Consider the following 24,801-nt stretch of genomic DNA (forward strand, 5'->3'; position numbering starts at 1 on the left):
AAAGATTTGCAATCTTTAGATGAGTTTCATGAAAAAATTGAAACTTTCTTTATGGGGCAAGATAAAACATTAGAATTATATTTTGAAAGATTGAGAGGACAATATTTTGATATCAATCCTCCATATAAGAGGCCAAATATAGAGGCAATCGCTAGGGTCTTTATATCTGTATTTATTAAAGAACCTCATAAAATTAAAACAGAAGTAAATTCTGTTATAAAAAAATTACAGGATAAAGATAAATTGTTTAGCGATTTACATGATCCTGAACAATATTATTATTGTGGTATTCTATGGTATTGGTATCATCACCTTTATACCAACAATAAGCTTTCATTAAAATCTACAACAATGGATATGCACATTCTCATGGCATGTAATATTTTATTGGAAGTAAAAGAAAACCAAAAAACAACTGAAAATAAGATTTTATATTTAAAACAAGAAAATAATGCAACACGCTTATTTCAGGAAACTGTAAACCTGTTAAATTCAAAGGATTATTTGTTTCAAAAAAGAGGATTTTATTCGAATCCAAAAACACAGCGACTCATTAAAGAACTGCGAGATTGTGATGATGATACTAACCGACCAATAAAGGCAATCCGCTAAGAAAGTAATCAGAGAGAGTCTGAGAAGTCATTTGTAGGCTAGAGCTGATTGCTATGCCTTTTCATGCTGAATCATTGAATAAAACAGGTTGGCCTTGTATGCTTTTATTCATTCTTTAACACTAATTTTGGCACGAAGATTTTTGAGCCTGGGAAAATTTTCTTTTAGTAAAAGGTAGGTTTAAGATTGCTAAGTTGCAATGGAAATCTAAAACATGGATAAATCAAAAGCTATAACGAAGAAAGAATTAGAATAGCTAGAGAAGTTTGTTGGTCAAAATTCCGTAAAGATATTGGATTATGAAAATAGATATTATTTAAAAAATTATTAAAATGAAAATTTTTTAATCGGTATTAGAACTACTAAATCTAAAATAAGGGATAATTCAAAGAACTCAAGGAATATTTTGGAGTGGAGTGCAGTTGTCCTAGTGCAAAAACCAACGTATTCATTACTATTTCATATGGCAACCAACAAACACTACTTTAAAAATGAGAGCCAAACTAGCAAGATTATATCAAAAAATACAGGCTGTGCTAAAATAACCATTCTATAAATGTAATAAAATGAAAATGACAAGGAATGGCAAAATGCTACAAACCATAAACTTAACGCAACGCTATGCGACTAAAAAATTGTTTGAAAATGTGAATATCAAGCTAGATAGGAACAAACGCTACGGACTTATTGGGGCTAATGGGGCAGGAAAATCCACTTTTTTAAAGATTTTAAGTAAAAGCATTGATTGTAGCAGTGGGGAAGTAATCATTACAAGTGGCATGAAAATGGGGGTTTTAGGACAAGACCAATACGCTTTTGAAGAATTAAGCCTTAAAGATGCGGTTTTAATAGGCAATAAGCGTTTGTATGAGGCTATTAAAGAAAAAGAGCGTTTATACACAGAGGGGGATTTGAGTGATGATAAAGTGAATATGAGACTAGGGGAGTTAGAGACCATTTGTGTAGAAGAAGACCCTATGTATGAATGCGAAGTGGTGATTGAAAAAATCTTAGAAGATTTGGGTATTCCTAGCTCCAAACACAATGATTTGATGAGAACCTTACCAAGTAGCGATAAATTTAAGATACTCTTAGCTCAAGTGCTCTTTCCTAAACCAGATATTTTGCTCTTAGATGAGCCTACTAACAACCTAGATTTAAACGCCATTGATTGGTTAGAAGACAATCTCAAACGCCATGAGGGCACTATGGTAGTCATTAGCCATGACAGGCATTTTTTAAATGCAGTATGCACACATATTTTAGACTTGGATTTTCATACGGTGCGTGAGTTTAGCGGGAATTATGATGATTGGTATATCGCATCTACTCTAATTGCTAAACAGCAAGAAGCTGAACGCAATAAAAAACTCAAAGAAAAAGAAGAATTGGAAAAATTTATCGCTCGTTTTAGTGCTAATGCAAGCAAAGCTAAGCAAGCTACAAGCCGTCAAAAACAATTAGATAAATTAGATATTCAAAGCTTAGCCGTATCAAGTAGAAGAGACCCTAGCATTATTTTTAAGCCTAAACGCACCATTGGTAATGAGGCCTTAGAATGTGAAAACATTTCTAAAAGCTATGATAAACAAATCATTTTAGATAAAGTTAGCTTAAAAATCATGCCTAAGGATAAAATCGCTTTAATAGGGCCAAATGGCGTGGGTAAATCAACACTTTGTAAAATTCTAGTAGAAGAATTAAAGCCTGATAATGGTGTGGTAAAATGGGGGGCGACTGTTCAAAAGGGCTACTTCCCCCAAAATGTGAGCGAAGAAATTAGCGGAGAAGAGACCTTGTATCAATGGCTCTTTAATTTCAATAAGAAAATTGAGAGTTCTGAAGTGAGAAACGCATTAGGAAGAATGCTCTTTAATGGCGAAGAACAAGAAAAATGCGTGAATGCTTTAAGTGGGGGGGAAAAGCACAGAATGGTGTTATCTAAGCTTATGTTAGAAGGGGGGAATTTTTTAGTCTTAGATGAGCCAACGAACCATTTAGATTTAGAGGCTATTATTGCCTTAGGTGAGGCGTTATATAAATTTGATGGAGCGGTGATTTGTGTAAGCCATGACAGAGAGCTTATTGATGCGTATGCTAATAGGATTATTGAATTAGTGCCAAGTAGCAAGGGAGCAAAAATCATTGATTTTAAAGGGAGTTATGAAGAATATTTGAGTCAAAAGAAATAGTTTTGCCTTTTTTGATTTCAAAAGTAACAAACTTTTGAGAGCTGAAAGGCTTTATTTTTAGGTTTTAGAAAATTCTCAAAATAAAACCGCTATAGTTTAGCAGACTTGAATTTAAGGAGATTTTATGCCATTTATCAATATCAAACTTGTGCCAGAAGATGGACAGCCTACAACAGAGCAAAAAAAGCAACTTATTGAGGGGGCGACAGATTTAATGGTAAAAGTGCTGAATAAAAATAGAGCCTCTATCGTTGTGATTATAGATGAAGTGGATGCGAATAATTATGGCTTTGGGGGCGAAAGCATTCGCAATCTAAGGCAAAAAGCAAAGTCTTAAAAAAGGGTTTTTAACAAATTTAGAGTTTTTTAATGACTCTAAATTAGCTTAAAAATGAAATTTTTATACGCTTTTCTCTTTTAAAATTTGTAAATTTTTTAAAATCGTTGGAGCGTTTTTTTGAAAAAATCTTTTTTCAAACGAGCATGAAATAAGCTAATCCCTTTAAATAGGGGGTTATAAGCGTTTTCTAAAAAGATAAAATTTTATCAAAAACCCTTTTAATGACATTAAAAACACGCCATGAATGGGGCTAAAAATTATCTTATTTTTAAATCTTAATGTTAAAAATACTGCTATAAATTAATATTTGTTAACCATGTGAAACTACTATTCTCTCAACAAGTTTCTAGCGTATAGTTCTTGTTAGAATGAAAAACGAAAAGGATGAACATGAAAAAAATCGTTGTGAGTGGGATTCTAGCCTCTTTTTTAGCTACAGCTCTTATGGCAGAAGATGCTAACGCTGATTCAAAATATGATAAAGCAGTCAATAATAGCGTGTATGGGATTGTAGGTTTTCAATATGGTCAAATGAGTAATGCGGTGTATAAATACGGCGACAAACCACTTCCAATGCCGGGTGGAAATGTTGATATGCTTGGTGGGACTAATATCGCTAATGGCTATGGTGTGAATGTGAGCTTAGGTTGGCAAGGGTATTTTGGTAAGACTAAAAGATGGGGCATGAGGATTGCGGGCGTGTATGAATACATGTATTCTAACCCTGCTAGTCCTAACTACTATCAAGGTCAAATGAATGCAAGCACTTATGGTGTGTATTCAGATATTTTGCTTAAATTTGCTAAGTTTGGCAAGCATTATGTTTCTGGCTATTTAGGAACAGCGCTTTTGGGTCAGTCTTTTGCGGTAAGGGGTGCGAGCTATTTTGACGGATGGGCAGGACATAACTCTAAAAATATCAGCCAATCCTATTTTCAAATCCCTATTCGTGTGGGTATCATCATCGGCTTATCTAAGCATTTAGACGCACAATTTGGCTTTGAGATTCCTTTGACTCGTGGCACTGCGTATAAGTTCAGTGGAACTGATGGTGTGGGTGCAAAAGTTCAATACACTCAAATGTGGAATGTAAACTACAGCTTGATTTTTAGATTCTAAGCTTGCCTTTTGTCTCAATACTCCCTTTTTTAAGGGGGTTTTGAGTGGTTGTAAGTAAGGGCATGCTAGTGCCTATAAGCTTTCTTATGCAAAACTTTCTCTATAAACTTCTTTATTTTATCGTTTTGGTGTTGTTTTAAGTATTGAGAGATTTTAAACAAGCTCTTTTAAAGATTTTTATGGTTATTATTTGGTTTTGATTAAAAGGCTATTTTTTAAGAGAGATTGATAAAAAATTCTTTTTTTTTTTTTTTTTGAACGCTAAAAACCTTGAGTTTTTTAAAATCATAGAGTTTTTATCCTATAAAGTTTATAAAAAGATTTGCAAGAATAGGGGATAAGGCTATTTGTCTTCCCAAATACTCGCCGCTTCTTCTAAACGCTCTTTATCAAAATGCGTGTAAATTCTACTGGTATTCAAGCTTGCATGCCCTAGAGCTTCTTGAACTAAAATTAAATCATGGCGTTTTTGATAGAGCAAGGTTGCAAAAGAGTGGCGTAACATATGCGCCCCATTTTTTTCTCGCCTAAGTCCTGCAAAGTTTATAATGCGTTCTACTTGTTTATACAAATAAGCCTGCGTTAAAGCTGTGCCTTTTTGATTACAAAACAACAAATCATCTTTAATAGGGTATAGCTCTCTTTCTACTAACCATTCTTTTAAAAGGATTTCAATATGAAAAGACTTTAACATTACCACACGATACTTATCCCCCTTGCCCTTAATAGAAATAATATAACAACCATTCTCTAAAGCAAAATCTTTTATTTTGAGTTGCAAGGCTTCATTAGAACGAATGCCTGTAAAAACAATGATTTTAATGAGTAGGCGATTTCTAGCTCTCACTTTAGCTGACATTTCTATTTTATCAATGCTTTCTAAAAATTTATCTAACTCTTCGTTGTTTAAATGAGTAGGGAGCTTATTGCCTGAGCTTTGACTTATCCCACTGATATTTTTAAGCGTGATGTTATAGATGTAAGATTGCTCGTTTTTATCTTGATTATTTTTATCTATGTAGCTAAAAAGTCCTAATAAAGCAATCCTATAATTCTTTTTAGTGGCTAAGGATAAACCCCCTGTATAGATGCTTAAAAATTCAGCTAACATCACTTCATCAATGCTTTTAAGTGAGTTTAAAGAAAGCTTTGTAATGTATTCGTAAAATTTGAATAGGGGTAGTGCATAGGTATTGATACCTAGTAATCCAGCGTTACGAGCTTTTTTACAAATTTCTCCTAAGTGTCTTGAGCTGAATACTTGATTAAATTCATTCAAGCACTCAAAAACCTTATTTTGGTCTTTAACTTGAGAATTAGACAAGCTTGTGCATTTGTAACGCAAAAAACGACTAATCCATAGCAACAAATTTTCTATAGGGTCTTTTAATTCTTCTAGGGGGTGTTTCATTTTTGCTCCTTTTTAAATATTTTGGTCTGTGTTACTTTGCTTTAGTTTTTCTTTTAGGTATTTTAGTATTCTATTTCTTATCTTTTCGGTGCTAAATTCTAAAGAAAGATAACGCAAATTCAAAGCATTTCTAAGTTCGCATTTTTTAGCGATATGGTGTCTGTTGATGCTCAAATAGTGGCAGTTTTTTAAATAGGCGTTTAAGGTCATGTTGGTGTAAATGAATTTTAAGGGGTTCTTTTTTTCTAGGATATTTTTTAAGATACAAAAGCGTTCATTTTCGCCATAGTTACTGCATTTATTATTAGGATTTGGTAAATTATTAGCTACATCAGTATAAAAATCTATAGAGTATTCTTGTATCCATTTGCCTAATGAGAGCATAAGCTCTAGCACAAGATTGATAGTATAAATCTCGGCGTAATGAGCATTTTTATTGCATTTGTATTTGCCTATATAATAAGGAAATTCCCTATCGTTAAAAATCGTAATAAACGCACCTGTTGCACTCTGTGGATTGGTATGGCTTAAAAAACTTCCATCGCTAATAATTTTAATTTGCTTTAGTTCTAGTTCTGCCATTTTAGTTTTTGTCAGCTACATGGTGTGCTACATTCACTATTAGTTATATTTAGTTATGAAAACTGCACTTTTCAAACTTTTTTATACTTATCCATGATACTACCCCTTTAGGAAATAATCAAGCGTTTTATTCAAATCTATCTTTTTTTGCACACAGACAAGTATCTCTAAAATAGCTTGTATTTCAGAAAGAACAAGCATAAATTATGCTAGTCCTTTTACAAAGCGAGCGAGCCGTTCAATTCCTTGTTCAATCTGTTCTTCTGAGCATGCAAAGGATAGTCGCACATAGCCTTCTAAACCAAAGGCTTTTCCGGGGACTAAAGCAACGCTCTCTTTTTCTAATAATTCATGGCAAAATCGCATAGAATCCCCATTACAAAGATTGCCAATATTGATAAAGAGATAAAACGCACCATCAGGTTTTAAAACTTGCAAGCCTTCAATGGTATTGATTTTTGCATGGGCTAAATTACAGCGTTTTTCAAAAGCTACACGCATAGTTTCAATTTCTTTATCTACCATACCATTAAGGGCTACAATAGAGGCTTTTTGCGTGATAGAGTTGATATTAGAAGTGCATTGACTTTGCAAATTATTCATCAGTTTAATCAACTTTTTATCCTTGCTCGCCACATAGCCAATGCGCCAGCCTGTCATAGCTACAGATTTACTCAAGCCATTAATGGTAATGGTGCGTTTTTCCAAATCTTTGCTCACAGCCGCACAAGAAATAAACTCGCCCTTATACACAAGCTTTTCATAAATCTCATCGCTAAGCACCCATACGCTTGTATCCTTTAGAACTTCGCTCAAAGCCTCTAGCTCAGCCTTACTATAAAGCATGCCGGTAGGATTTGATGGAGTGGTAAGAATAAGCATTTTGGTTTTAGGGCTTAGGGCGTCTTTGAGTTGTTTAGGGGTAATTTTAAAATGATTTTTTTCATCGGTTTGAATGAATTTACTCACTCCCCCACTATATTTCACAAGCTCAGGGTAAGTTACCCAAAAAGGCACAGGAATAATCACTTCATCGCCCTCATCTACTAAGGCTTGAATGGCGTTAAACAAACTTTGTTTAGCACCATTGCTTACTAAAATTTCGCTTGGCTCATAATCTAGGTTGTTTTCTCTTTTTAATTTATTGGCAATAGCTTTTAGTAATTCAGTAATCCCTGCTACCGGCGTATATTTGGTAAAGCCCTCATTTAAGGCTTTAATCGCCTCATTTTTAATCGCTTGTGGGGTGTCAAAGTCAGGCTCGCCCGCTGAAAAGCTTAAAATATCTTTTCCTTGTGCTTTCAATTCTTTAGCGAGCGTGCTAATAGCAATGGTGGCGGATTCAGAGAGTGATTGTATCTTGGAAGAATATGGCATGATAAATCCTTTTTTGGCTTTTTCCATTAATCATAGCACAACTAAAAGAATTTTATCCCTACAAGAGAAAAAACTTCCTCTCAAAAAACAGAGTGATTAGAAACTAAACATAAATAAATATTTTTATGAAAATGGCAGAACAAGAACAAAAGAGACTTTTTTAAAAAAGACTCTTTTTATAATCTAGAAACTATAGCGATACCCTACATAAATGCTGTATTGACGGCGATAAGTTAGACTTAAGCCACCTCTATTGAAATAATAAACATTGATAGTAGGAATTTTCACACCAAAATCAAAGCCTTGATGCTTGCCAATATGAGTGCGAATACCCAAGTTAAAAAGGAATTGAAAAATTGCAGGGTCAACATCATACTTATGGTTAACAAGACTTCTTACGAAAGTTCCTGTAGTATTTCCCCAAGAGTTACCCGCAATTTGAGCTCCAAAGAAAAAGCCAAAGCTCGCATTTTCCCTATTGATAACATTATAAAGCGTATCAATACCGATACCATAAGTGAACATATCGGAGATATTGTTAAAGCGCGTGGTGTTACCAGAAACATTGCCATCTTTAGGATTATTTACACCGCATGGTAGATTACGCTGACCTGTTTGTGGGTCATAACACACATTGCTATTCCAACCGGTTAAAGCACCACCACCGAAGTTAGAATGACCATAATCCATAAAGCCATAATAGCGCATACCAAACCAACGCTTAGCACCATAGAATTGCTTATAGCCCACAGTAAGCCCAATACCTTGCATAACGGCTAAATAATCTGTTTTGCCTACAGGAAACTTTCTAAAATTATATGGGCTATTTCTATCCGGATTTCTCACACTTTCTGAGGCTTGACCGACTTGATAGCTAATCCCTACATACCAAGCATCTTTCTCGCCTTTTACTTTTTTATGCTCTTTGGGTTTATCAAGGTGTTTTTCTATATTACTTTCTGTTGCCACTAGACCACTGCTTAATACTACTGACAAACAGAGCGCTCTAAACACTACGAACTTTTTCATACAACATTTTCCTTCTAAAAGTCTATTTCGTGTAATAATAACATAATAATCTATAAAAAACCTAAATTCTTTAAGAAAAACCGCTCTAAAACCTTAAAAGTTTGAGCGAGTGCAAAATTTAAGAGAGTTTTTAAGTCTCTAAAATATCTTTTAGGGCTTTAGCGATTAATTCTAGGGGGTGTAAAAATTGTGGGCTTTTATTTTTATCTAAAGTTTTTAGGGCGTTATTAAGTTGCATATGGCATGCCCCACATTCTGCACTCACAATTTTTGCTTGAGTGTCCATAATATCTTTAGCCCTAAGAAGTCCTGATTTTAAAGAAAATTCTGCCTTATTAGTTTGCATAGTAATCCCTCCAAAACCACAACAATTATCTTCTATCTCTTCAATTTTATAATGCGTGCTTAATAAGTCTTTTACTTCTTTAAACGCCCCTAAACTCTTTTTAGCATGGCATGGATTGTGATAAGCAATGCTCTCTTGTTTTTCCCCTTGTTTTTCTCTTTGCTTGTTTGGGGGGATTTTTTCTAAAAGATTTTTTAATGGCGTGAGTTTGCTTAAAAACACACTTGTTAGATAAATCTTAGGCGTGATTCTTTCTAAACGCTTTAAATACTTATTTTCATCTTTTTCGCCTAGAAAGACTTTATAATAATCCTTTATCAACATGCTTGCGCATGTAGCCTCAGGCACAATAATCGCATTAACTTCTTCTAAATAGCTTTCAAAGAGTTCAATATTTTTCTTAGCTAAAAAAAGCGTGGTATCTTTATCGCCGGTAAAATATGCTGGAGCACCACAGCATTCTTGTTTAGGAATAATGGCTTGAATGTTGAGCTTTTCTAAAATGTATAGTAGGCTCTCTCCTACTTGTTGGTAATGATAGTTGCTCAAGCAACCAATAAAAATCGCCACTTTTTGAATAGGGTTTTCTAAAGGCTTAATATTATTTGCATGCATTTGCAAAAAACTTTTTTTATTTAAGGGGGGGAGAGAAGTTTTTTTAAAATACTTAAACAAACCCTTAAAAATTATTCTAGGCTCTAAGCTATCCTCCCCTATTTTCTTAAACGCACAAGGGGCTAAAAAGTGCATTGTAGAAAATACTCTATCCATTCTTTGTCTGTTTTTTAAGAGTGAAAAATAAGATTTTTTATACCAAGCAATGCCATATTTTTGAGCGATTTTTTCTCTAGCTTTTTCTATTAGGGTATCTATAGGCAGATGAAAGGGGCAAGTTTCCACACAAGTAGTGCATAAAAAACAAGTTTCTAAGATATTTTTTAAATTAGTGTCCAATTTAAGCTTATTTTGAGCGTTTAATCGCATTAAATCCAAAAAGCCTCTAGGCGAAGTCGTCTCATCTTTATGAATGCGATAAATGGTGCAAGTTGGCACACACTTAGCACACTTAACGCAAGTCTCCCCTACTTTTTCAAAAATATTCTCGCTCATAGGGTTTTACTGAATTGCTTTTCGCCCCCACGCAAATAAGCATCAAACTCCATAGCAATATTTCTTACAAGCATACTACCGGTTCTTGTCATCTCAAACCCTTTAGAATTAAAAACAAGTAAGCCCACTTCTTCATAAGGCTTTAATTTTTCTAATTCTTTTTCAAAATGCGTTTTAAAATCAATATGAAATTTCTCTTCAATCTTAGAATAATCTAATTTTAAATTACTCATCATTTGCATAATCACTTCTTTTCTTAGCACATCTTCTTTAGTGAGTGCCACGCCCCTTTCTACCGGTAAATGCCCTAAATCAAGGGCGTTTTCATAATCTTGCATGTCCTTATAGTTTTGCGTGTAATAATCGCCCCCTTCACCAATGCTAGTAAGACCAATGCCAATGGTTTGAGTGAACTTCTTAGTGGTATAGCCTTGAAAATTACGGCGTAACTCTGATTTTTGAAGAGATAAATACAATTCGTTATCGCTTTTTGCAAAATGATCCATGCCTATCATTTTATAATCCGCCTTTTCTAAGAACCTAATTAGAGCTTCTAAAATCTCTAGCTTAATCTTAGGGCTTGGCAATAAGGTTTCATCAATTTTACGCATCGTTTTTTTAACCCAAGGCACATGGGCATAGTTAAACACCGCTAATCTATCTGGGTTTAATTCTAAAACTAACTCTAAAGTTTTTAAAAAGCTCTCTTTGGTTTGATTAGGTAATCCATAAATCAAATCAAAATTGATGGATTTAATGCCATAATCTCTAGCGAGTTTCACGGCGTTTTGCACCATCTCAAAAGGTTGGATACGATGGATTGCTTTTTGAACTTCAAATTCAAAATCTTGCACCCCAAAGCTTAGGCGATTAAACCCTTTTTGAGATAAAGTTTGCATATGCTCTTTAGTAAAATGCCTAGGGTCAATCTCACAACTCATCTCAATATCTTTGCTAAAGTTAGGAAAAACTTCTTGAATGCTTTGTGTAATCTCATCTAATTGAGTGGGCGAAAAAAAGGTCGGTGTGCCACCGCCATAATGAAATTGTGCGACTTCCCTATTCGTATTCATAGTATCTTTTAAAAGGCTTAATTCTTTTTTAAGATAGCTAATATAACGAGTTTTCTTATCTTCTAAGCTTGTATAAATGACTGAACATGCACAAAAATAACATGCACTCCTGCAAAAGGGCAAATGCGTATAAAGCGATAGTGGCATGGGATTTTTGAGATTGTCATGGCAAAAAAACGCCGTTTTTAAACTCTCTTCATTAAAACCTTCTTTAAACTCTACAGCCGTAGGATAGCTTGTATATCTAGGTCCTGGCTTTGAGTATTTAGAAAATTTTTCAAAATCAATACTTTCCATTGTTTGCATTAAAAACTTTCCTCATCGCTATTATCAAAATTACTCTCATTAAAATTAGGTTGTTTAAACATATTATCAAAATTAAAAAATAAATTAGGGTGTTCTTTTTTAATTTGTTTGACAAAATTCAGGGTATTGATATTAGGCAAATTCCCATCTTTTTGGCGTAAATTTTCCAATAATTGCAATGAAACCTCACGCACATCTTCAAAATCAATGGGTGCTTGGGTGATAATATCTCTTTCTAATTCCGCTCTAAGCCTTGCCTCAAACGCCTTTTTAGCATTATCTGCCATAATGCTAATCACATTATCTGGCACTAAAACATAATTTTTATTCTCTTCATCAGAGATAAAGTAAGCCTCATTATTTTTGAACGCTCCTTTTTCTAATTCTAAAAGCATTTCATTAGAGCTAACTTTTTTAAGCAAGGCTCTATTTTTTTGTGTTTTAAGACTATTGATAAGTTTTTGTGATTTTGTTTTAGAAAAACTTCGTTTTTTGGGTAACTTTTCCACTAAATATCCTTTTTAAGCTTGATTGTATCTAATTTCGCTTAATTCTCATTATAAATCGTTTTTAGATGCTCTATTTTTGAGCCTAAATTGAGTAATACCATATCTGCTAATACTAAAGCAAGCAAGCTCTCACACACCACACTACCTCTAATAGCAATACAAGGGTCATGCCTACCTTCTAAAAGGCATTCGCATTCATTATTATGAATATCTATAGTTTTTTGGGGTTTAAAAATGCTAGGTGTGGGTTTAAAATACACCTTGATAATAATTTCTTCTCCATTACTCATTCCCCCTAAAATCCCCCCACTATGATTACTCAAAAAACCCTTTTTATTAATTAAATCATTATATTCTGAGCCTTTTAATTGAGAGCTTTCTATACCTTTGCCAATTTCAACAGCCTTAACCCCATTAAGCCCCATCATCACTCTAGCGATTTCAGCGTCTAATTTAGCGTATAGTCCTTCGCCAAGACCTATAGGGAGTTTGTGGTTTTTTTTCAAACTTCTAGCCCTAATTAATGCCACTCCCCCTATGCTATCATGATTTTTTTTAGCGTTTTGAATGATTTCTTTTTGAGCTATCTCTTGATTTTTATCTAGGGCAAAAATTTCACTTTTTAGGGCATAATCAAAATCATAATCTTTTGCTTTAATGCCCCCTATTTCAATAATTCCGCTTTCACAAGTGATATTAATTTCTTTTAAAAGCATTTTAGCAAACGCCCCACCAGCAACCCTTATAGCACTCTCTCTAGCCGAACTTCTTCCCCCACCCCTAAAATCCCTTATGCCATATTTATGAAAATAAGTAAAATCTGCATGGCTAGGTCTAAATAGATTTTTAATGTTTTCATAATCCTTGCTTCTAGGCCTTTTATTATGGATTAAAAACCCTATAGGAGTTCCGGTGCTAAAATTTTCAAAAACCCCACTTATGATTTCTACCTTATCATCTTCTTTTCGTGGTGTAGTAAAAGCGTTACGCCCCCCTTGACGGCGTTTCATTTCATTTTCTAATAATGCAACATCAATCTTAATCCCACTAGGCATGCCATCTAATACCCCCCCTATTATATCCCCATGCGATTCTCCAAAGGTAGTGAGCCTTAAATAATGCCCTAAGGTATTCACTCTTGTTCCTTGAGTTTATTAAGCGCTTGTAAGGCGCATTGTTGTTCGGCTTCTTTTTTACTTTTACCCTTAGCTATAGCATACATTTTATCTTGAATGAATAAAGCTATTTCAAATTCTTTATGATGGTCTGGCCCTTTTTCTTTAAGTAATTTGTAACAAGGAATAACAGAAAATTTAGCTTGGGTTAATTCTTGTAAAGCGGTTTTGTAATCCATAAACAAATGTTCCAAATCCAAACGCTTATACGCACGATTGAGTAACTTTTCAGTAATTTTACGCACTTTAGATAATCCCGCTTCTAAATACACTCCAGCCATTAAGGCTTCAAAAGCGCTTGATAAAATAGATGGCTTTTCTCTTCCTTTAGAAACTTCTTCTGAAGTTGACACACGCAAATAATTTTGTAAAGAAATGACCCTAGCAAGTTTGGTAAAACCTTGTTCGCTTACTATAGAAGCTCTTAGTTTAGAGAGCTTTCCTTCATTATACTGATAAAATTTATGGTATAGCAATTCGCCCACAATTAAATCTAGCACCGCATCGCCTAAAAATTCTAAGCGTTCATTATTTAAAGCAAGCCTACAAGATTTGTGTGTTAAGGCTTGTTCTAATAAACGTTTATCTTTAAAAGAATACCCCAAAGCTCTTTCTAATGTTTTGTAAGGACAATTTATGGGCTTAAAGCGTTTGTTTTTCATTGTTATTTCCTTCAAGTTAGCGTTTTAATAAATTTTTGTGCTTCTAGTTTGGCTATGCTATCACAGCGTTCATTCTCAACATGCCCATTATGCCCTTTAACCCACACAGCAACAATCAAATGTCCTTTTGAAACTTCCAAAAATTCCTTCCATAAATCCACATTTTTTACTTTAACAAAATTCTTTTTTTGCCAATTATCTAGCCATGTGTTTATGGCTTGACACACATATTGTGAATCACTATAAAGCGTAATATGGCATGGGCGTTTCAAAACCTTTAAAGCCTCATTTAAAGCCCTTAACTCCATGCGATTATTAGTGGTAAATTTTTCGCCCCCACTCACAATTTTTTCTCTATCTTTATAGCGTAAAATGGCCGCATAACCACCAGGTCCCGGATTTCCTAAAGAAGAACCATCGCAAAAAATTTCAATTTCTTGCATGATTTAAGCAACCCCCGTTGTATAAGTTTCTTTAGAAACCTTAAGCACCATATCCATAAAAGCTAATTGATAACATACAGGACACCTATGGCTTTCAAAAGGAAAGATTTGTTTGCAATTTTTACAACGATATTCAAAAGTCAAGCTCGCTTTTGTAGGACTATTTAATAAAGCGCGTAAAATCTCTAATTCAAAAATTTTACAAGATTTGTGGTCTAAAAGTAGCCCTTTAGAGCGTGCAATTTCTTGCAAAACAACATGTTTTTTTAAAACAAAAGAAGGGATATTCATATCCCACAAAAGGTCTAACAAGCTTTCTAGATGCTCTGTCTTATCAATTTCTTGCCAAAAAAGACTACTATCATAAGATTTTAAATAACTTAAGGCAATCTTTCTTAAATCTTTTGAATCCTTTGAAATGCGTAAGATTTTATCTGTATTTTCATTATTATCTATCAAATACATTATATAGAGATAGTTTTTAATCGTTTCAATTTCAGGCACTTCTAATTCTTCTAAACATTCTAAGGTTTCTAAAGCCTTTGAATAATCTTTTTCTAATTCATACACATGCATAAGTTTTAACAAAGCCTCAACATTTCTTGGAGAAAAACGCAAAATTTCTTTCAAAGTGTTTTGTGTTTTTTGTAAATACCCTACACTAAAATAATTTTTAGCCAACAAATCTAAGACAGCTATTTTTTCTTCATTCTCTAAAGGGCGAGTTAAAAGGTCTTTTAAGATTTTTATGCTAATTTCTACATCAGCGCTTTTAAAGTATGCCTTAGCTAAAAACATCAAGCTAGAAAATTTTGCATGCCCTAAAAGTTCTTCCAAACCTTCACTATTCGCATAAGAGTTTTGAGCTTTAGCAAATTTTTGTAAAAACTTTTTGTTTTTCTTTTGCGTGTAATATGCCCTAGCCTGCTCTAATAGAATGACAAGAGCAATAATAAAAGTCAATAAGGCAATAGAAAAAAGAGAATCTTTGTAGAGAAAACCATAATGTTCCACAATGAAAGACTCGCTATTCCCTAATTGTTACAATTTTAGCTTTAACGCGCAATTTTTCAAAATGCTCTTCTAAAATTTTATCCTTAGATTCTTCTACTAATTTTTGGGCGATAAATTGCTTGGCTTGACTGAAACTCACTTCATTTTTACCTAATTTTTCTTTGATATAAAAAGTAATGAATTGTCCTCCCCCACCATTCATAATAGGCGTAAAAGAGCCTTGAGGATGCGTGATAAAGACCTGAGCGATTTGAGGGTTTAAAGTTTTCATTTCTATTTTTTCACTTGTTTTACTCACGCCAGGAATCTCTAAACTTGGATTTGCCATAGCCTTTTCTAAATCTTCTTGGTGTTCAGAAGTGTAACGAATCGTTTCTACTTCAGTGGGAATGCTGAATTGCTCCCTATGCTTGTTATAATATTCGCGCATTTTGGTTTCAGAGCTGGTATCCACATTAGTAAGCAAGATATTACGCAATAAATCTTGCATTTCCAAATGCTCCTTCATCTGCTCCCTATAATTTGTGTATTGCCCCTCACTCATAAGCATTTGTTTAAAGCGGTCTAAATCCATGCCCTGCTGTCTGGCTATCATATCCATTTCTTGGTCAATCCTATCATCATCTACATGGATTTTTAAGCGTTCAATCTCTTGGTTTTTAATCCGCTCTGCAATCAATCGGTCTCTTGCTTGCTGTTTAGAAATCTTAGAATGCTCTTGTTCTTCTTGGATTTGATAAAGTGTAATAGGCGAGCCATTAACTAATAGTGAAATGCCTCCTACGACCGTATCCTCAGTCGCTTTATTTTTCGCATTATTAGAATTACCAAAAATTGAATTGAATTGAGAATTAGTCTTTTCTTGTTTAGTTTCTTTGGAATCAGTTGTTTTACCTTTTCCGTTAGATTCTTTTATATTGTTTTGAATGCCTTTCTTAGTTTCTTTGGCGGTTTCTTCTTTAGTTTTAGGAGAGTTAGTTTCTTTGGCGTCAGGGTTTTTCTTGGCACCAACTTCAACATGATGAACTTCTGCTTTAGCTTTCATCTTAGCTTTCATTTCTTGGCGGATTTTTTTATCCAAATTGCGCTCTGGTTTTCTGCCCTCAATCGCTTCAACCTCATGGCTAGGGCCTGCATAAGCAACCCCTAAAAGCAACAAAAACAAAGAAAAATAAGAAAAGATTTTTCTCATGTGTTTAGTTTCTCTTTCAAAATAGCATTGACCACGCTAGGGTTAGCTCCTTTGAGATTTTTCATCGCTTGCCCTACAAAAAATCCAAAGAGCTTATCCTTACCGCTTTTGTATTCAGCAACTTTATCAGCATTAGCTTGCAAGACTTCTTCTATAACTTTGACAATCGCCCCCTCATCATTAACTTGAGACAAACCTAATTTTTCAATGAGAGCATCCACATCGCCCCCTCGTTCTTCTAATAATTTATCCAACAAATCTTTAGCACTCTTGCCTGAAATCTTACCCTCATCAATGCGTTTAGCTAAAGTGCCTAGCATGTTAGAAGTGATACCACAATTTTCCAAAGTTACATCAGCTTTCAAGCGCCCTAGTAATTCCACGCATAGCCATGTAACGCTTGTTTTAGGTTTAACCCCAAGATTTAGCATGTCTTCAAAATACTCTGCTAATAAAGGCTCACTCACTAATAAATTTGCATCATCTTCTTTAACGCTAAAATCTTTCATGTAGCGAGCTTTTTTAGCACTTGGCAATTCATTGATTTTTCGCCCCTCTTTAAAAAGCTCCTCATCAATAAAAACAGGATATAAATCCGGATCTTTAAAGTAGCGATAATCAGCAGACTCTTCTTTATCCCGCATAGAAAGAGTAATGCCTTTGGCAGTATCAAAAAGGCGTGTTTCTTGCACCACCTCTTGAGCGTAGCGACCACTCTCCCACGCCTCACTTTGGCGCTCCACTTCATATTCAATCGCCTTAGCAATAAATCTAAAGCTGTTGAGGTTTTTAATTTCTACTCTAGTATAAAGTTTTTCATCGCCCTTGGGTCTAATAGATACATTCGCATCACATCTAAAATTCCCCTCTTGCATGTTCGCATCAGAAATACCAATGAAACGCACAATCGCATGGAGCTTTTTGAGATAGGCAATCGCCTCTTGTGCGTTAGACATATCAGGCTTACTCACAATTTCTAATAAAGGCGTGCAAGCACGATTCAAATCTACTAAAGAATGACCCCCCTCATGGATATTCTTGCCCGCATCTTCTTCCATATGCGCTCTTTCAATACGCACGATTTTACTGCCTTGCTCTGTTTCAATTTCTAATTTCCCCTCACTCACAATAGGGATTTCAAATTGTGAAATTTGATAGGCTTTAGGCAAATCAGGGTAAAAATAATTTTTTCGTGCAAAAACGGAGTTTTGATTGATATTTGCCTCAATGGCTGTGCCTAGCTGAATAGCTTTTTTTACTACTTCTTTATTCAATACCGGTAAGGCTCCGGGTAAGCCCAAACACACCGGACAAGTATTAGAATTAGGGCTTTCTCCAAAGCTTGTAGAACAAGCACAAAAAATCTTGGTCTTAGTGTTTAATTGCACATGGACTTCTAATCCAATCACGGTTTCAAATTGCATTACTTATCCTTGTTTTTATTACTAACGATAGCAAAGGTTAAATCACTCACTTCGGGGTGTGCTTTAATAAATTGATTGATTTCATCTAAAGTAAGATTTTTAATCTGTCCTAACATTGTTTTATCAAAATCTAAAGGTAACCCTAAATAAAAGTTGTGGAATTTGGTGCGTAAACGGCTTGATAAAGTCTCATTATGCAATGGCTCAGAGCCTAGCAAAAATTTCTTAGCGTCATCTAACTCTTGCTGTGTCATACCCTTTTCTACAAATTCTTTCACAAGCTTTTTTACAAGCGCGATACTTTTAGATTGTGTGCTTAATTTTGTTTGCAAGTAGCCTCCGGCAAAATGTGCTGTTTTAGTGAGATTAGCGCGCATATACACGCTATAAGCTAGTCCCTCATCAACTCTAATTTTTTCCATAAGCCTTGAGCCAAAGCCCCCACCAAGCACAAACATCATTACTTTAGCCTTAGCTAAATCTTGTTTAAAATCTTTCACTTTAAAAGGCGCACCAAAATACACATAGGCTTGTTGGGTATCCTTATAGAGAGTTTTTTCTAGCTTTTTATCGCTTGTTTCAAAATAAGGCTCATCATAAGCCTTACCTTTGGGTAAGAAATTGAGCGCATTATCCAAGTGCTTAAGGGTTTGTTCCATGTTTAAATCCCCCCCTAGCACAATCACAAGCCTATCTAGCTCAAACACCTTAGCAAATTGTGCTTTCAAATCCTCTAGCTTGATTTTTTGAAGGCTCTCTTTAGTGCCTAAGGACGCATTGGCTAAAGGAGTGTTAGCAAAGAGTTCTTGCTTTAAGGTAAGCTTAGCCACATAGTCAAAATCACTCTCTTTTTGTAAAAGGGCGGCTAACATTCTAGTTTGCACTTTTTCTAAAGCGTTTTGAGTGAAATTAGGGGATTTTAAAAGCTCGTTTAAGCGTTTGATAGCCTCATCTTCATATTCTTTTAAAAATTCTAAAGTGATTTGTAAATCTTGTTCGCTAGTATCCACGCTCAAATTAATCGCTTTTTGTTCTAAAAGCTGTGCGAATTTCACTGAGCCAAGCTCCTTAGTGCCTTCATTTAAAACTTGTGCGAACAATTTAGCCAAGCCTAATTTGTCTTTATCGTTTAAGCTCCCACCCCCCCTAAAGACTAAATGTACAAATCCCATAGGCAATAAATGATTCTCTTCATAAATCACAGGAATCTTAGCGTGATTAATTTCTTTATGGATTAAAGCACTAGCTTGTAATTGCATAAAAGCTCCTAATAGTAAAGTGATAAAAAATTTTTTCATGCATATGCCTTTTCTTCAATGAGGTAACGCTTTAAGATTTCATAGGCGGTGTTGCGTTTAGCCGGAATGCTCCCTATATCTCTAATGAGATTAACCATTTCTAATTCGTCCATGCAAAAGCTTGTTCCAGCGGCTTTAACGACATTTTCTTCCATCATCACACTACCCAAATCATTGGCTCCAAATAATAGGGCTAATTGACCCACCATAGAACCTTGCGTAACCCAAGAACTTTGAATATTCATAATATTGTCTAAAAAGATTCTACTACAAGCTAATAAACGCAAATACCGATTAGAACTAGCCTTTCTTAAACTAGGGATTTCTGCTTTTAAGGGGGTATTATTAGGCTGAAAACTCCATAAAATAAACGCCCTAAACCCACCGGTTTCATCTTGTAGATTACGCACCCTTTCTAAATGCTCCACTACATCTTCATCATTATCCACACTGCCAAACATCATCGTAGCCGTGCTTTTAATGCCACATAAATGGGCGGTTTTATGCACTTCAATCCATCTAGATGCACTCAATTTTTTTGGGGCAATGACTTGGCGCACCCTATCACTTAGTATCTCTGCACCTGCTCCGGGAATGGAGCTTAAACCGGCATTTTTCAAGCACTCTAAGACTTCTTTTAAAGACATTTTAGAAATTTTAGAAATATAATCAACTTCAATCGCACTGAAACCATGGATAGTAATGCTAGGGAATTTCTGTGAAATATGGCTCACTAAATTTTCATAATAATCAATTTTAAGTTGTGGATGCACCCCCCCTTGAAAAAGAATCTGTGTGCCTCCAATAGCGATTAGTTCTTCAATCTTTTTATCAATCTCTTCATAGCTTAACACATACGCATCTTTTTCTTTTAGGGTGCGTTTGAACGCACAAAACTTACAATCCACAAAACAAATATTCGTGTAATTGATATTTCTATCCACAATAAAGGTCGTCAAGTTTTCTGGGTGTAAGCTCTTTTTGATTTCTAGTGCTTTTTGCCCCAGCTCTTTTAAGGAAGCGTTTTGCATTAAATCTAAAATTTCTTTACTACTCACTCGCATTTTAAAACCTCGTTCCCATAGAAAATTCAAAGCGTTGGGTGTAATCGCCTAAGTGCGGATTAAAGCATAAGCCTTTACAATCCTTTTTGTATCCATCGCCCCATTGGTTAAAGAATGCAATAGGGAAAATCAACACCAAAGGTCCCATAGGTGAAATCCACTCAATCTGTAAGCCTGTAGATGCTCTCCAAGTCGCATGCTCATATCCAGCTCCTACAACACCATAATCCTTAAAGTTCGCTTGCACAACGGGTGAATTTTGCCAGAAACCAAACCTTTGACTACGCCCACCACCATAATTAATTGTATTATACCTACTATCTGTTTTAAAGGTCAAAAAGCCCCAGTCAAAAAACCATGCGATACGCATTTTAGCCGCTTTTAAAATCCCATAGCTGAGTTCTGTAGAGGCGGTAAAAATCCCATCACCACCAAGCCACATGCCATAAGGGTCTTTAGGGGTAACCGAACCATTTCTAAAGCCTCTAACCGTCGTTACACCACCCATGTAGAAAGTAGAGTTCAAAGGCAAGTAATCTTCGGTGTTATACCTAAAGATATAACCCCCTTGAGTTTTAAAACGAGCAATCAAATCCACTAATAAATATTTTTGCAAATGCTTGTAAGCAGAAAATTTAGCATACACCTTAGTGTTACGCACATTTCCACCTAAGCCATTCCAAGTATTAAGAACCCCAGAAGTAGGCAAACCTGCCATAGTTACATAAGAATTAAAAATCACGCCATTTTTAGGGAAGTAGTAATCATCAGTGTTGTCATAACCCAAATCAAAAGTGAAAGAGCTTGTAATAGGCATGTGGTAATCTCTATCCCAAATCCCTTTCATAGGCTTAGTGTATTCTTTTTTTCCTATAGCACATTCGCCATTCTTACCTATAGGAGTAGTTAGGATTCCAAGATTACAATATGGTTGTGCTGGCACAATTGTTTCATTTACTGAAGAATAATAGCGGTTATATAAAGGGCTACTAAAACCAATGAGTTTGGTAACATTGAAGTTATATCCTAAGCTTACATGCGTTCTATTGCCTAGCATGCGTCCAATATTGACCCCAAACCCACCGCCTTGCTGGATATACTGATAACTCACTCTATAATTAGCATATAAATTAATCGTGGAGCTATACCAGCTATCAAAGATTCTAGGGTTTCTCAAGCTCAAATTCCCCGAAAGCATACGCCCTGCACCCTTTGGCATACCCGGATAGCGATACCCACCACCTGTAGCGATGTTGGCATATAAGCTTACAGATTGACCCGTTCCAAAAAGATTTCTTTCACTCACGGAGCCATTAAGCATTAGCCCTCCATAAGAGCCATAGCCTAAACCAAATTGTAATTGTCCGGTGCGCCCCTCTTCTACATTAACCAATAAATCCATTAAAGAGCTATTCACCCTTTTTTCTTCAATCTTAACTTTAGAGAAAAATCCTAAACGCCTTAAGGAATTTTCGGAATTTCTTAGTTTGCTTAAGCTGTATTTATCCTTAGGGCCTAGTAAAAGCTCTCTTCTAATAATTCTATCGCTGGTGCGTTGATTACCTGAAATAATTACATCATTGATATGCACCATATCGCCCACTTGGATACGATAAATGACTTTTACAAGTCCATGTTTTTCATCTTTATCCAAATCTGGCTTAACTACAGCAAACGCATAGCCCTTATCAGCCACTTCAGTTTTTAAAATCTGTGCATCCGCTCTCAAATGCTCAATATTAAAAACATCTTTTCGCTTGATTTTAAGCACTCTTTCAAGCTTGGATAGTGGCACAACGGGGTTGTCAATCTCTATCAAAATATCTGAAACTCTGTATTGAATACCCTCTTTAACTTTGTAATGCAATTTAGCAGTGCGTGTGGCAAAATCGGTTTTTAAGAAAGGCGAAGAAATGTTAGCGTCCAAAAAGCCTCTACGCATATATACATCATTAATACGCATGGAGTCATATTCTAATTGGTCAAGGCGTAATTTTCCGTCGTTCAAACCCCACATCCAGCCTAAGGGGTCTCTTTGCTTATTAGCACTCAAAGATTCAATGGTGCGATGTTTTAATTTAGCACTCCCCTCATAGACAGATTGCTTGATATGAATGTTTCCTCCCCTATTCACATCAAATACGACTAAGAATGCCCCCTCGCTGACCTTTTCTGTCCTAGCCTCTACGACACTTCCATAATAGCCCTGAGACTCTAAGGCGGCTTTTAGAGTGGCTTTAGCATGCTCTAATTTTTGGTCATCAAAGGTATCGCCCTTTTTGATTCCCATTTGTGATTTAATCGTTTCTTTTTCTTTTTCGCTCCCATAGCCCTTAATCTCTACGCCAGCAATGCGTGGCTTTTCTTCAAAATGAAACTCAAGCATGCCATTTTCAAAGGTCGCATAAACATCTTTAAAATACCCTTGATTAAACAAAGCTAGAACGGCAGTATCTATTTTTTTAGAATCTACAACATCGCCCACACGAATCTTCACAATCTCATTGGCGAGCATATCAGACATATAGGACAGCCCCACATAAGAAATGGATTTAACTTTCATTTCTTTTTGGGGCATTGAGTTGCCTTGATGTTGCTCTTGTGATACAGATTCCACATTCGCTGGGGACTCTATCGCCTTAGCATTAACGCTTGCATACACAAAGATAAAGGATATTAGAATGAATTTTTTAATTTTGATTTCCTTAATGAGTTTAGCTTCAGTTGTTTTTCTTGTGTCATTATAGCTAAACTAGCATTCTAAAAACCTAAAAATCCTTAAAATTTCTGTATAAAATTATACAGACTATCCCTTTCTACTGCAACAAAACCAGCGTCCTTGATTTGATGAATCAAATCTTCTTTTTCTAAACCATGTCTACTTTTAGCCCCAGCGGCACTTTGAATACTCTCTATTTCTATTGTGCCATCTAAATCATTAGCCCCAAATTCTTGAGCTACCAAAGCTAAGTTTAAGCCCAAGGTCGCCCAATAAGCTTTAATGTGGGGGATATTATTTAAAAGAATACGAGATATGGCTATTGTTTTTAAGATTTCTATCGCACTAGGAGATTTTTCTACTTTCAAATAGTTATTTTCTCTTTGATAAAGTAATGGGATAAACGCATTAAAACCCCCTTCTTTATTCTCTACTTTCGCTTTGGGGCTTTGAATGTTTTTTAATCTTAGCATATGGTCTATGCGATGAACTTTATCTTCAATATGTCCAAAAAGCATGGTTGCATTACTCATTTTGCCTAGTTTGTGCCAATAGGCATGGATTTCTAACCACCTAGTAGAGCTGACTTTTCCATTACAAATTTTTCGCCTAACTTCTTCATCAAAAATTTCAGCTCCCCCTCCGGGCATTGAATCTACTCCAACCTTTAACATATCTTCTAGAACTAATTCAAAAGGCTTATTAAATTTAGTGCTTAAAAAATTCACTTCAGCGGCAGTCATTGCCTTTAAATGTAAATGTGGCATTTCTTGTTTAATAGTTTCAAAAACCTTTAAATACCATTCATAAGAGTAGTTGGGGTTATGAGCGCTTACAATATGAACTTCTTTAATCCCCTTAGCGTAGGAATTTTTAACCTTTTCTACAATTTCTTCTAGGCTCATTTCATAAGGGTTAGGATTCTTTCTATGGGCTGAAAACGCACAAAATTTGCAAGAATCCGCACAAATATTGCTAGGGTTTAAATGCCTATTGACATTAAAATACACGATTTTTTGATGCAAATTTTGCCGCAACTCATCAGCCACTTCGCCTAGTGTGTATAAATCGTAGTCATAAAGCTTGACTAATTCTTTAGGGTCAGCTATTTGATTGTCTAATACCTTTTCTAAAAAGTCCATTTAATATTGCCCTTTCATTTCAAAAACAAGCATTGTAGCATTTTTAGATTAAGAATGCTTTTTAGGAGTTATATCATTTAGCAAAGAAACTCTGATGATAAAATCACAAGCTTTAAATGTCTCATGCCTAATGGATTGTGTTTTGTTTATCTTATCGTATTTTATACTAAAATTAACATTTGATTTGGTTTTCTTAAAGATAAATTAAATTCATGTTAAGCATTATGGCTTATCTTACTCTCATTTTTTTATGCTTATAGATTTTAAACATCTTAGAACTAGTGCTTTCAAATAAGCCCCTTTCATCGCTTATGACTACATCTGCAAGTTTGAAAGCTATTTCTTTATCATAAGCTTGTTGTGTAAGATTAGCTGAAGTGCTATAGAGCGTTTTAAAACGCTTCAAAAAATCCCTATGCCCACCACTAATCACACGAACAGCCTTTGAATTAGGGTAAATAAAGGTCGTTTTGGTGCTTCTTCTAATAAAATTTTTAAACTTATTAGGCACACGCACCAAGCTTTTTAAGGTGCTAAAATCATAGCTTTCTATTAAAACGCTTTTATCTTTAGGGCGTTTTTTTAGAGTATTGAGCCTTTTGCTATCTTTAGAAAGTAATCCAATCGTTGTATCGCTTTGGGCTAAATACACTAATGCCATA

22 protein-coding genes are annotated in these 24,801 nt (G+C 35.1%); 4 read left to right on the forward strand and 18 right to left on the reverse strand.

Annotation, left to right across the window (positions count from 1 at the left end):
* The first annotated feature begins 6 nt into the window (after nucleotides 1–6).
* The 4 genes from C6H25_RS08965 to C6H25_RS02935 all read left to right on the forward strand — a co-directional run bounded on the left by C6H25_RS08965 (nucleotide 7) and on the right by C6H25_RS02935 (nucleotide 4,263).
* Nucleotides 7–612 (forward strand): AIPR family protein, encoded by a 606-nt coding sequence (locus tag C6H25_RS08965; protein ID WP_199768923.1) that lies wholly within the window; start codon nucleotides 7–9, stop codon nucleotides 610–612.
* Between the two features lie 590 nt (nucleotides 613–1,202).
* On the forward strand, nucleotides 1,203–2,804 hold the full coding sequence (locus C6H25_RS02925) for an ABC-F family ATP-binding cassette domain-containing protein (protein ID WP_104747969.1): 1,602 nt from the start codon (nucleotides 1,203–1,205) through the stop codon (nucleotides 2,802–2,804).
* A gap of 124 nt (nucleotides 2,805–2,928) precedes the next feature.
* Nucleotides 2,929–3,141: a 2-hydroxymuconate tautomerase family protein gene (locus C6H25_RS02930; RefSeq protein ID WP_104747970.1), complete on the forward strand. Its 213-nt coding sequence runs from the start codon at nucleotides 2,929–2,931 to the stop codon at nucleotides 3,139–3,141.
* 393 nt (nucleotides 3,142–3,534) lie between these two features.
* Entirely contained in the window at nucleotides 3,535–4,263 is a 729-nt protein-coding gene (locus C6H25_RS02935; protein ID WP_158653860.1) for an outer membrane beta-barrel protein, read from the forward strand.
* Nucleotides 4,264–4,606: 343 nt separating this feature from the next.
* Here the strand turns inward: C6H25_RS02935 and xerH are convergent, their stop codons facing one another.
* From xerH to C6H25_RS03025, 18 genes are all read right to left on the reverse strand, one after another.
* Nucleotides 4,607–5,674 (reverse strand): tyrosine recombinase XerH, encoded by a 1,068-nt coding sequence (xerH, locus tag C6H25_RS02940; RefSeq protein ID WP_104747972.1) that lies wholly within the window; start codon nucleotides 5,672–5,674, stop codon nucleotides 4,607–4,609.
* Nucleotides 5,675–5,686: 12 nt separating this feature from the next.
* On the reverse strand, nucleotides 5,687–6,256 hold the full coding sequence (locus tag C6H25_RS02945) for a hypothetical protein (RefSeq protein ID WP_104747973.1): 570 nt from the start codon (nucleotides 6,254–6,256) through the stop codon (nucleotides 5,687–5,689).
* A gap of 204 nt (nucleotides 6,257–6,460) precedes the next feature.
* Complete coding sequence (locus C6H25_RS02950; RefSeq protein WP_104748008.1) at nucleotides 6,461–7,633, reverse strand: pyridoxal phosphate-dependent aminotransferase; 1,173 nt, start codon at nucleotides 7,631–7,633, stop codon at nucleotides 6,461–6,463.
* A gap of 183 nt (nucleotides 7,634–7,816) precedes the next feature.
* Nucleotides 7,817–8,662 (reverse strand): outer membrane protein, encoded by an 846-nt coding sequence (locus tag C6H25_RS02955; RefSeq protein ID WP_104747974.1) that lies wholly within the window; start codon nucleotides 8,660–8,662, stop codon nucleotides 7,817–7,819.
* A gap of 130 nt (nucleotides 8,663–8,792) precedes the next feature.
* Nucleotides 8,793–10,118, reverse strand: coding sequence for a (Fe-S)-binding protein (locus C6H25_RS02960; RefSeq protein ID WP_104747975.1), 1,326 nt, complete (start codon nucleotides 10,116–10,118; stop codon nucleotides 8,793–8,795).
* Entirely contained in the window at nucleotides 10,115–11,488 is a 1,374-nt protein-coding gene (gene hemN / locus C6H25_RS02965; RefSeq protein ID WP_104748009.1) for an oxygen-independent coproporphyrinogen III oxidase, read from the reverse strand. Before hemN ends, C6H25_RS02960 begins: the two co-directional genes overlap by 4 nt.
* 8 nt (nucleotides 11,489–11,496) lie before the next feature.
* Complete coding sequence (locus C6H25_RS02970; RefSeq protein ID WP_104747976.1) at nucleotides 11,497–12,006, reverse strand: DUF2603 domain-containing protein; 510 nt, start codon at nucleotides 12,004–12,006, stop codon at nucleotides 11,497–11,499.
* Between the two features lie 38 nt (nucleotides 12,007–12,044).
* Nucleotides 12,045–13,142, reverse strand: coding sequence for a chorismate synthase (gene aroC, locus C6H25_RS02975; RefSeq protein WP_104747977.1), 1,098 nt, complete (start codon nucleotides 13,140–13,142; stop codon nucleotides 12,045–12,047).
* Nucleotides 13,139–13,843, reverse strand: coding sequence for a ribonuclease III (rnc, locus tag C6H25_RS02980; protein ID WP_104747978.1), 705 nt, complete (start codon nucleotides 13,841–13,843; stop codon nucleotides 13,139–13,141). The genes aroC and rnc overlap by 4 nt, the downstream gene beginning before the upstream one ends.
* A gap of 11 nt (nucleotides 13,844–13,854) precedes the next feature.
* Complete coding sequence (gene rnhA / locus C6H25_RS02985) at nucleotides 13,855–14,286, reverse strand: ribonuclease HI (protein ID WP_104747979.1); 432 nt, start codon at nucleotides 14,284–14,286, stop codon at nucleotides 13,855–13,857.
* A 3-nt stretch (nucleotides 14,287–14,289) separates the two neighbouring features.
* Nucleotides 14,290–15,300 (reverse strand): hypothetical protein, encoded by a 1,011-nt coding sequence (locus C6H25_RS02990; RefSeq protein WP_104747980.1) that lies wholly within the window; start codon nucleotides 15,298–15,300, stop codon nucleotides 14,290–14,292.
* Nucleotides 15,301–15,313: 13 nt separating this feature from the next.
* Nucleotides 15,314–16,492, reverse strand: a complete 1,179-nt coding sequence (locus tag C6H25_RS02995) for a SurA N-terminal domain-containing protein (RefSeq protein ID WP_104747981.1) — start codon at nucleotides 16,490–16,492, stop codon at nucleotides 15,314–15,316.
* Nucleotides 16,489–17,916, reverse strand: a complete 1,428-nt coding sequence (gatB, locus tag C6H25_RS03000; protein ID WP_104747982.1) for an Asp-tRNA(Asn)/Glu-tRNA(Gln) amidotransferase subunit GatB — start codon at nucleotides 17,914–17,916, stop codon at nucleotides 16,489–16,491. The genes C6H25_RS02995 and gatB overlap by 4 nt, the downstream gene beginning before the upstream one ends.
* Nucleotides 17,916–19,214, reverse strand: a complete 1,299-nt coding sequence (locus C6H25_RS03005) for a M16 family metallopeptidase (protein WP_104747983.1) — start codon at nucleotides 19,212–19,214, stop codon at nucleotides 17,916–17,918. Before C6H25_RS03005 ends, gatB begins: the two co-directional genes overlap by 1 nt.
* Nucleotides 19,211–20,308 (reverse strand): dehypoxanthine futalosine cyclase, encoded by a 1,098-nt coding sequence (locus C6H25_RS03010; RefSeq protein WP_199768924.1) that lies wholly within the window; start codon nucleotides 20,306–20,308, stop codon nucleotides 19,211–19,213. Before C6H25_RS03010 ends, C6H25_RS03005 begins: the two co-directional genes overlap by 4 nt.
* On the reverse strand, nucleotides 20,280–22,856 hold the full coding sequence (gene bamA, locus C6H25_RS03015) for an outer membrane protein assembly factor BamA (RefSeq protein ID WP_233707312.1): 2,577 nt from the start codon (nucleotides 22,854–22,856) through the stop codon (nucleotides 20,280–20,282). Before bamA ends, C6H25_RS03010 begins: the two co-directional genes overlap by 29 nt.
* Nucleotides 22,857–23,056: 200 nt before the next feature.
* Nucleotides 23,057–24,139, reverse strand: coding sequence for an aminofutalosine synthase MqnE (gene mqnE / locus C6H25_RS03020; protein WP_104747986.1), 1,083 nt, complete (start codon nucleotides 24,137–24,139; stop codon nucleotides 23,057–23,059).
* 229 nt (nucleotides 24,140–24,368) lie between these two features.
* Nucleotides 24,369–24,800, reverse strand: coding sequence for a Sua5 YciO YrdC YwlC family protein (locus C6H25_RS03025; protein WP_104747987.1), 432 nt, complete (start codon nucleotides 24,798–24,800; stop codon nucleotides 24,369–24,371).
* Between the last annotated feature and the right edge of the window lies 1 nt (nucleotide 24,801).

The sequence above is a fragment of the Helicobacter cetorum genome (genome assembly GCF_900198405.1).
Lineage (GTDB): Bacteria > Campylobacterota > Campylobacteria > Campylobacterales > Helicobacteraceae > Helicobacter > Helicobacter cetorum_C.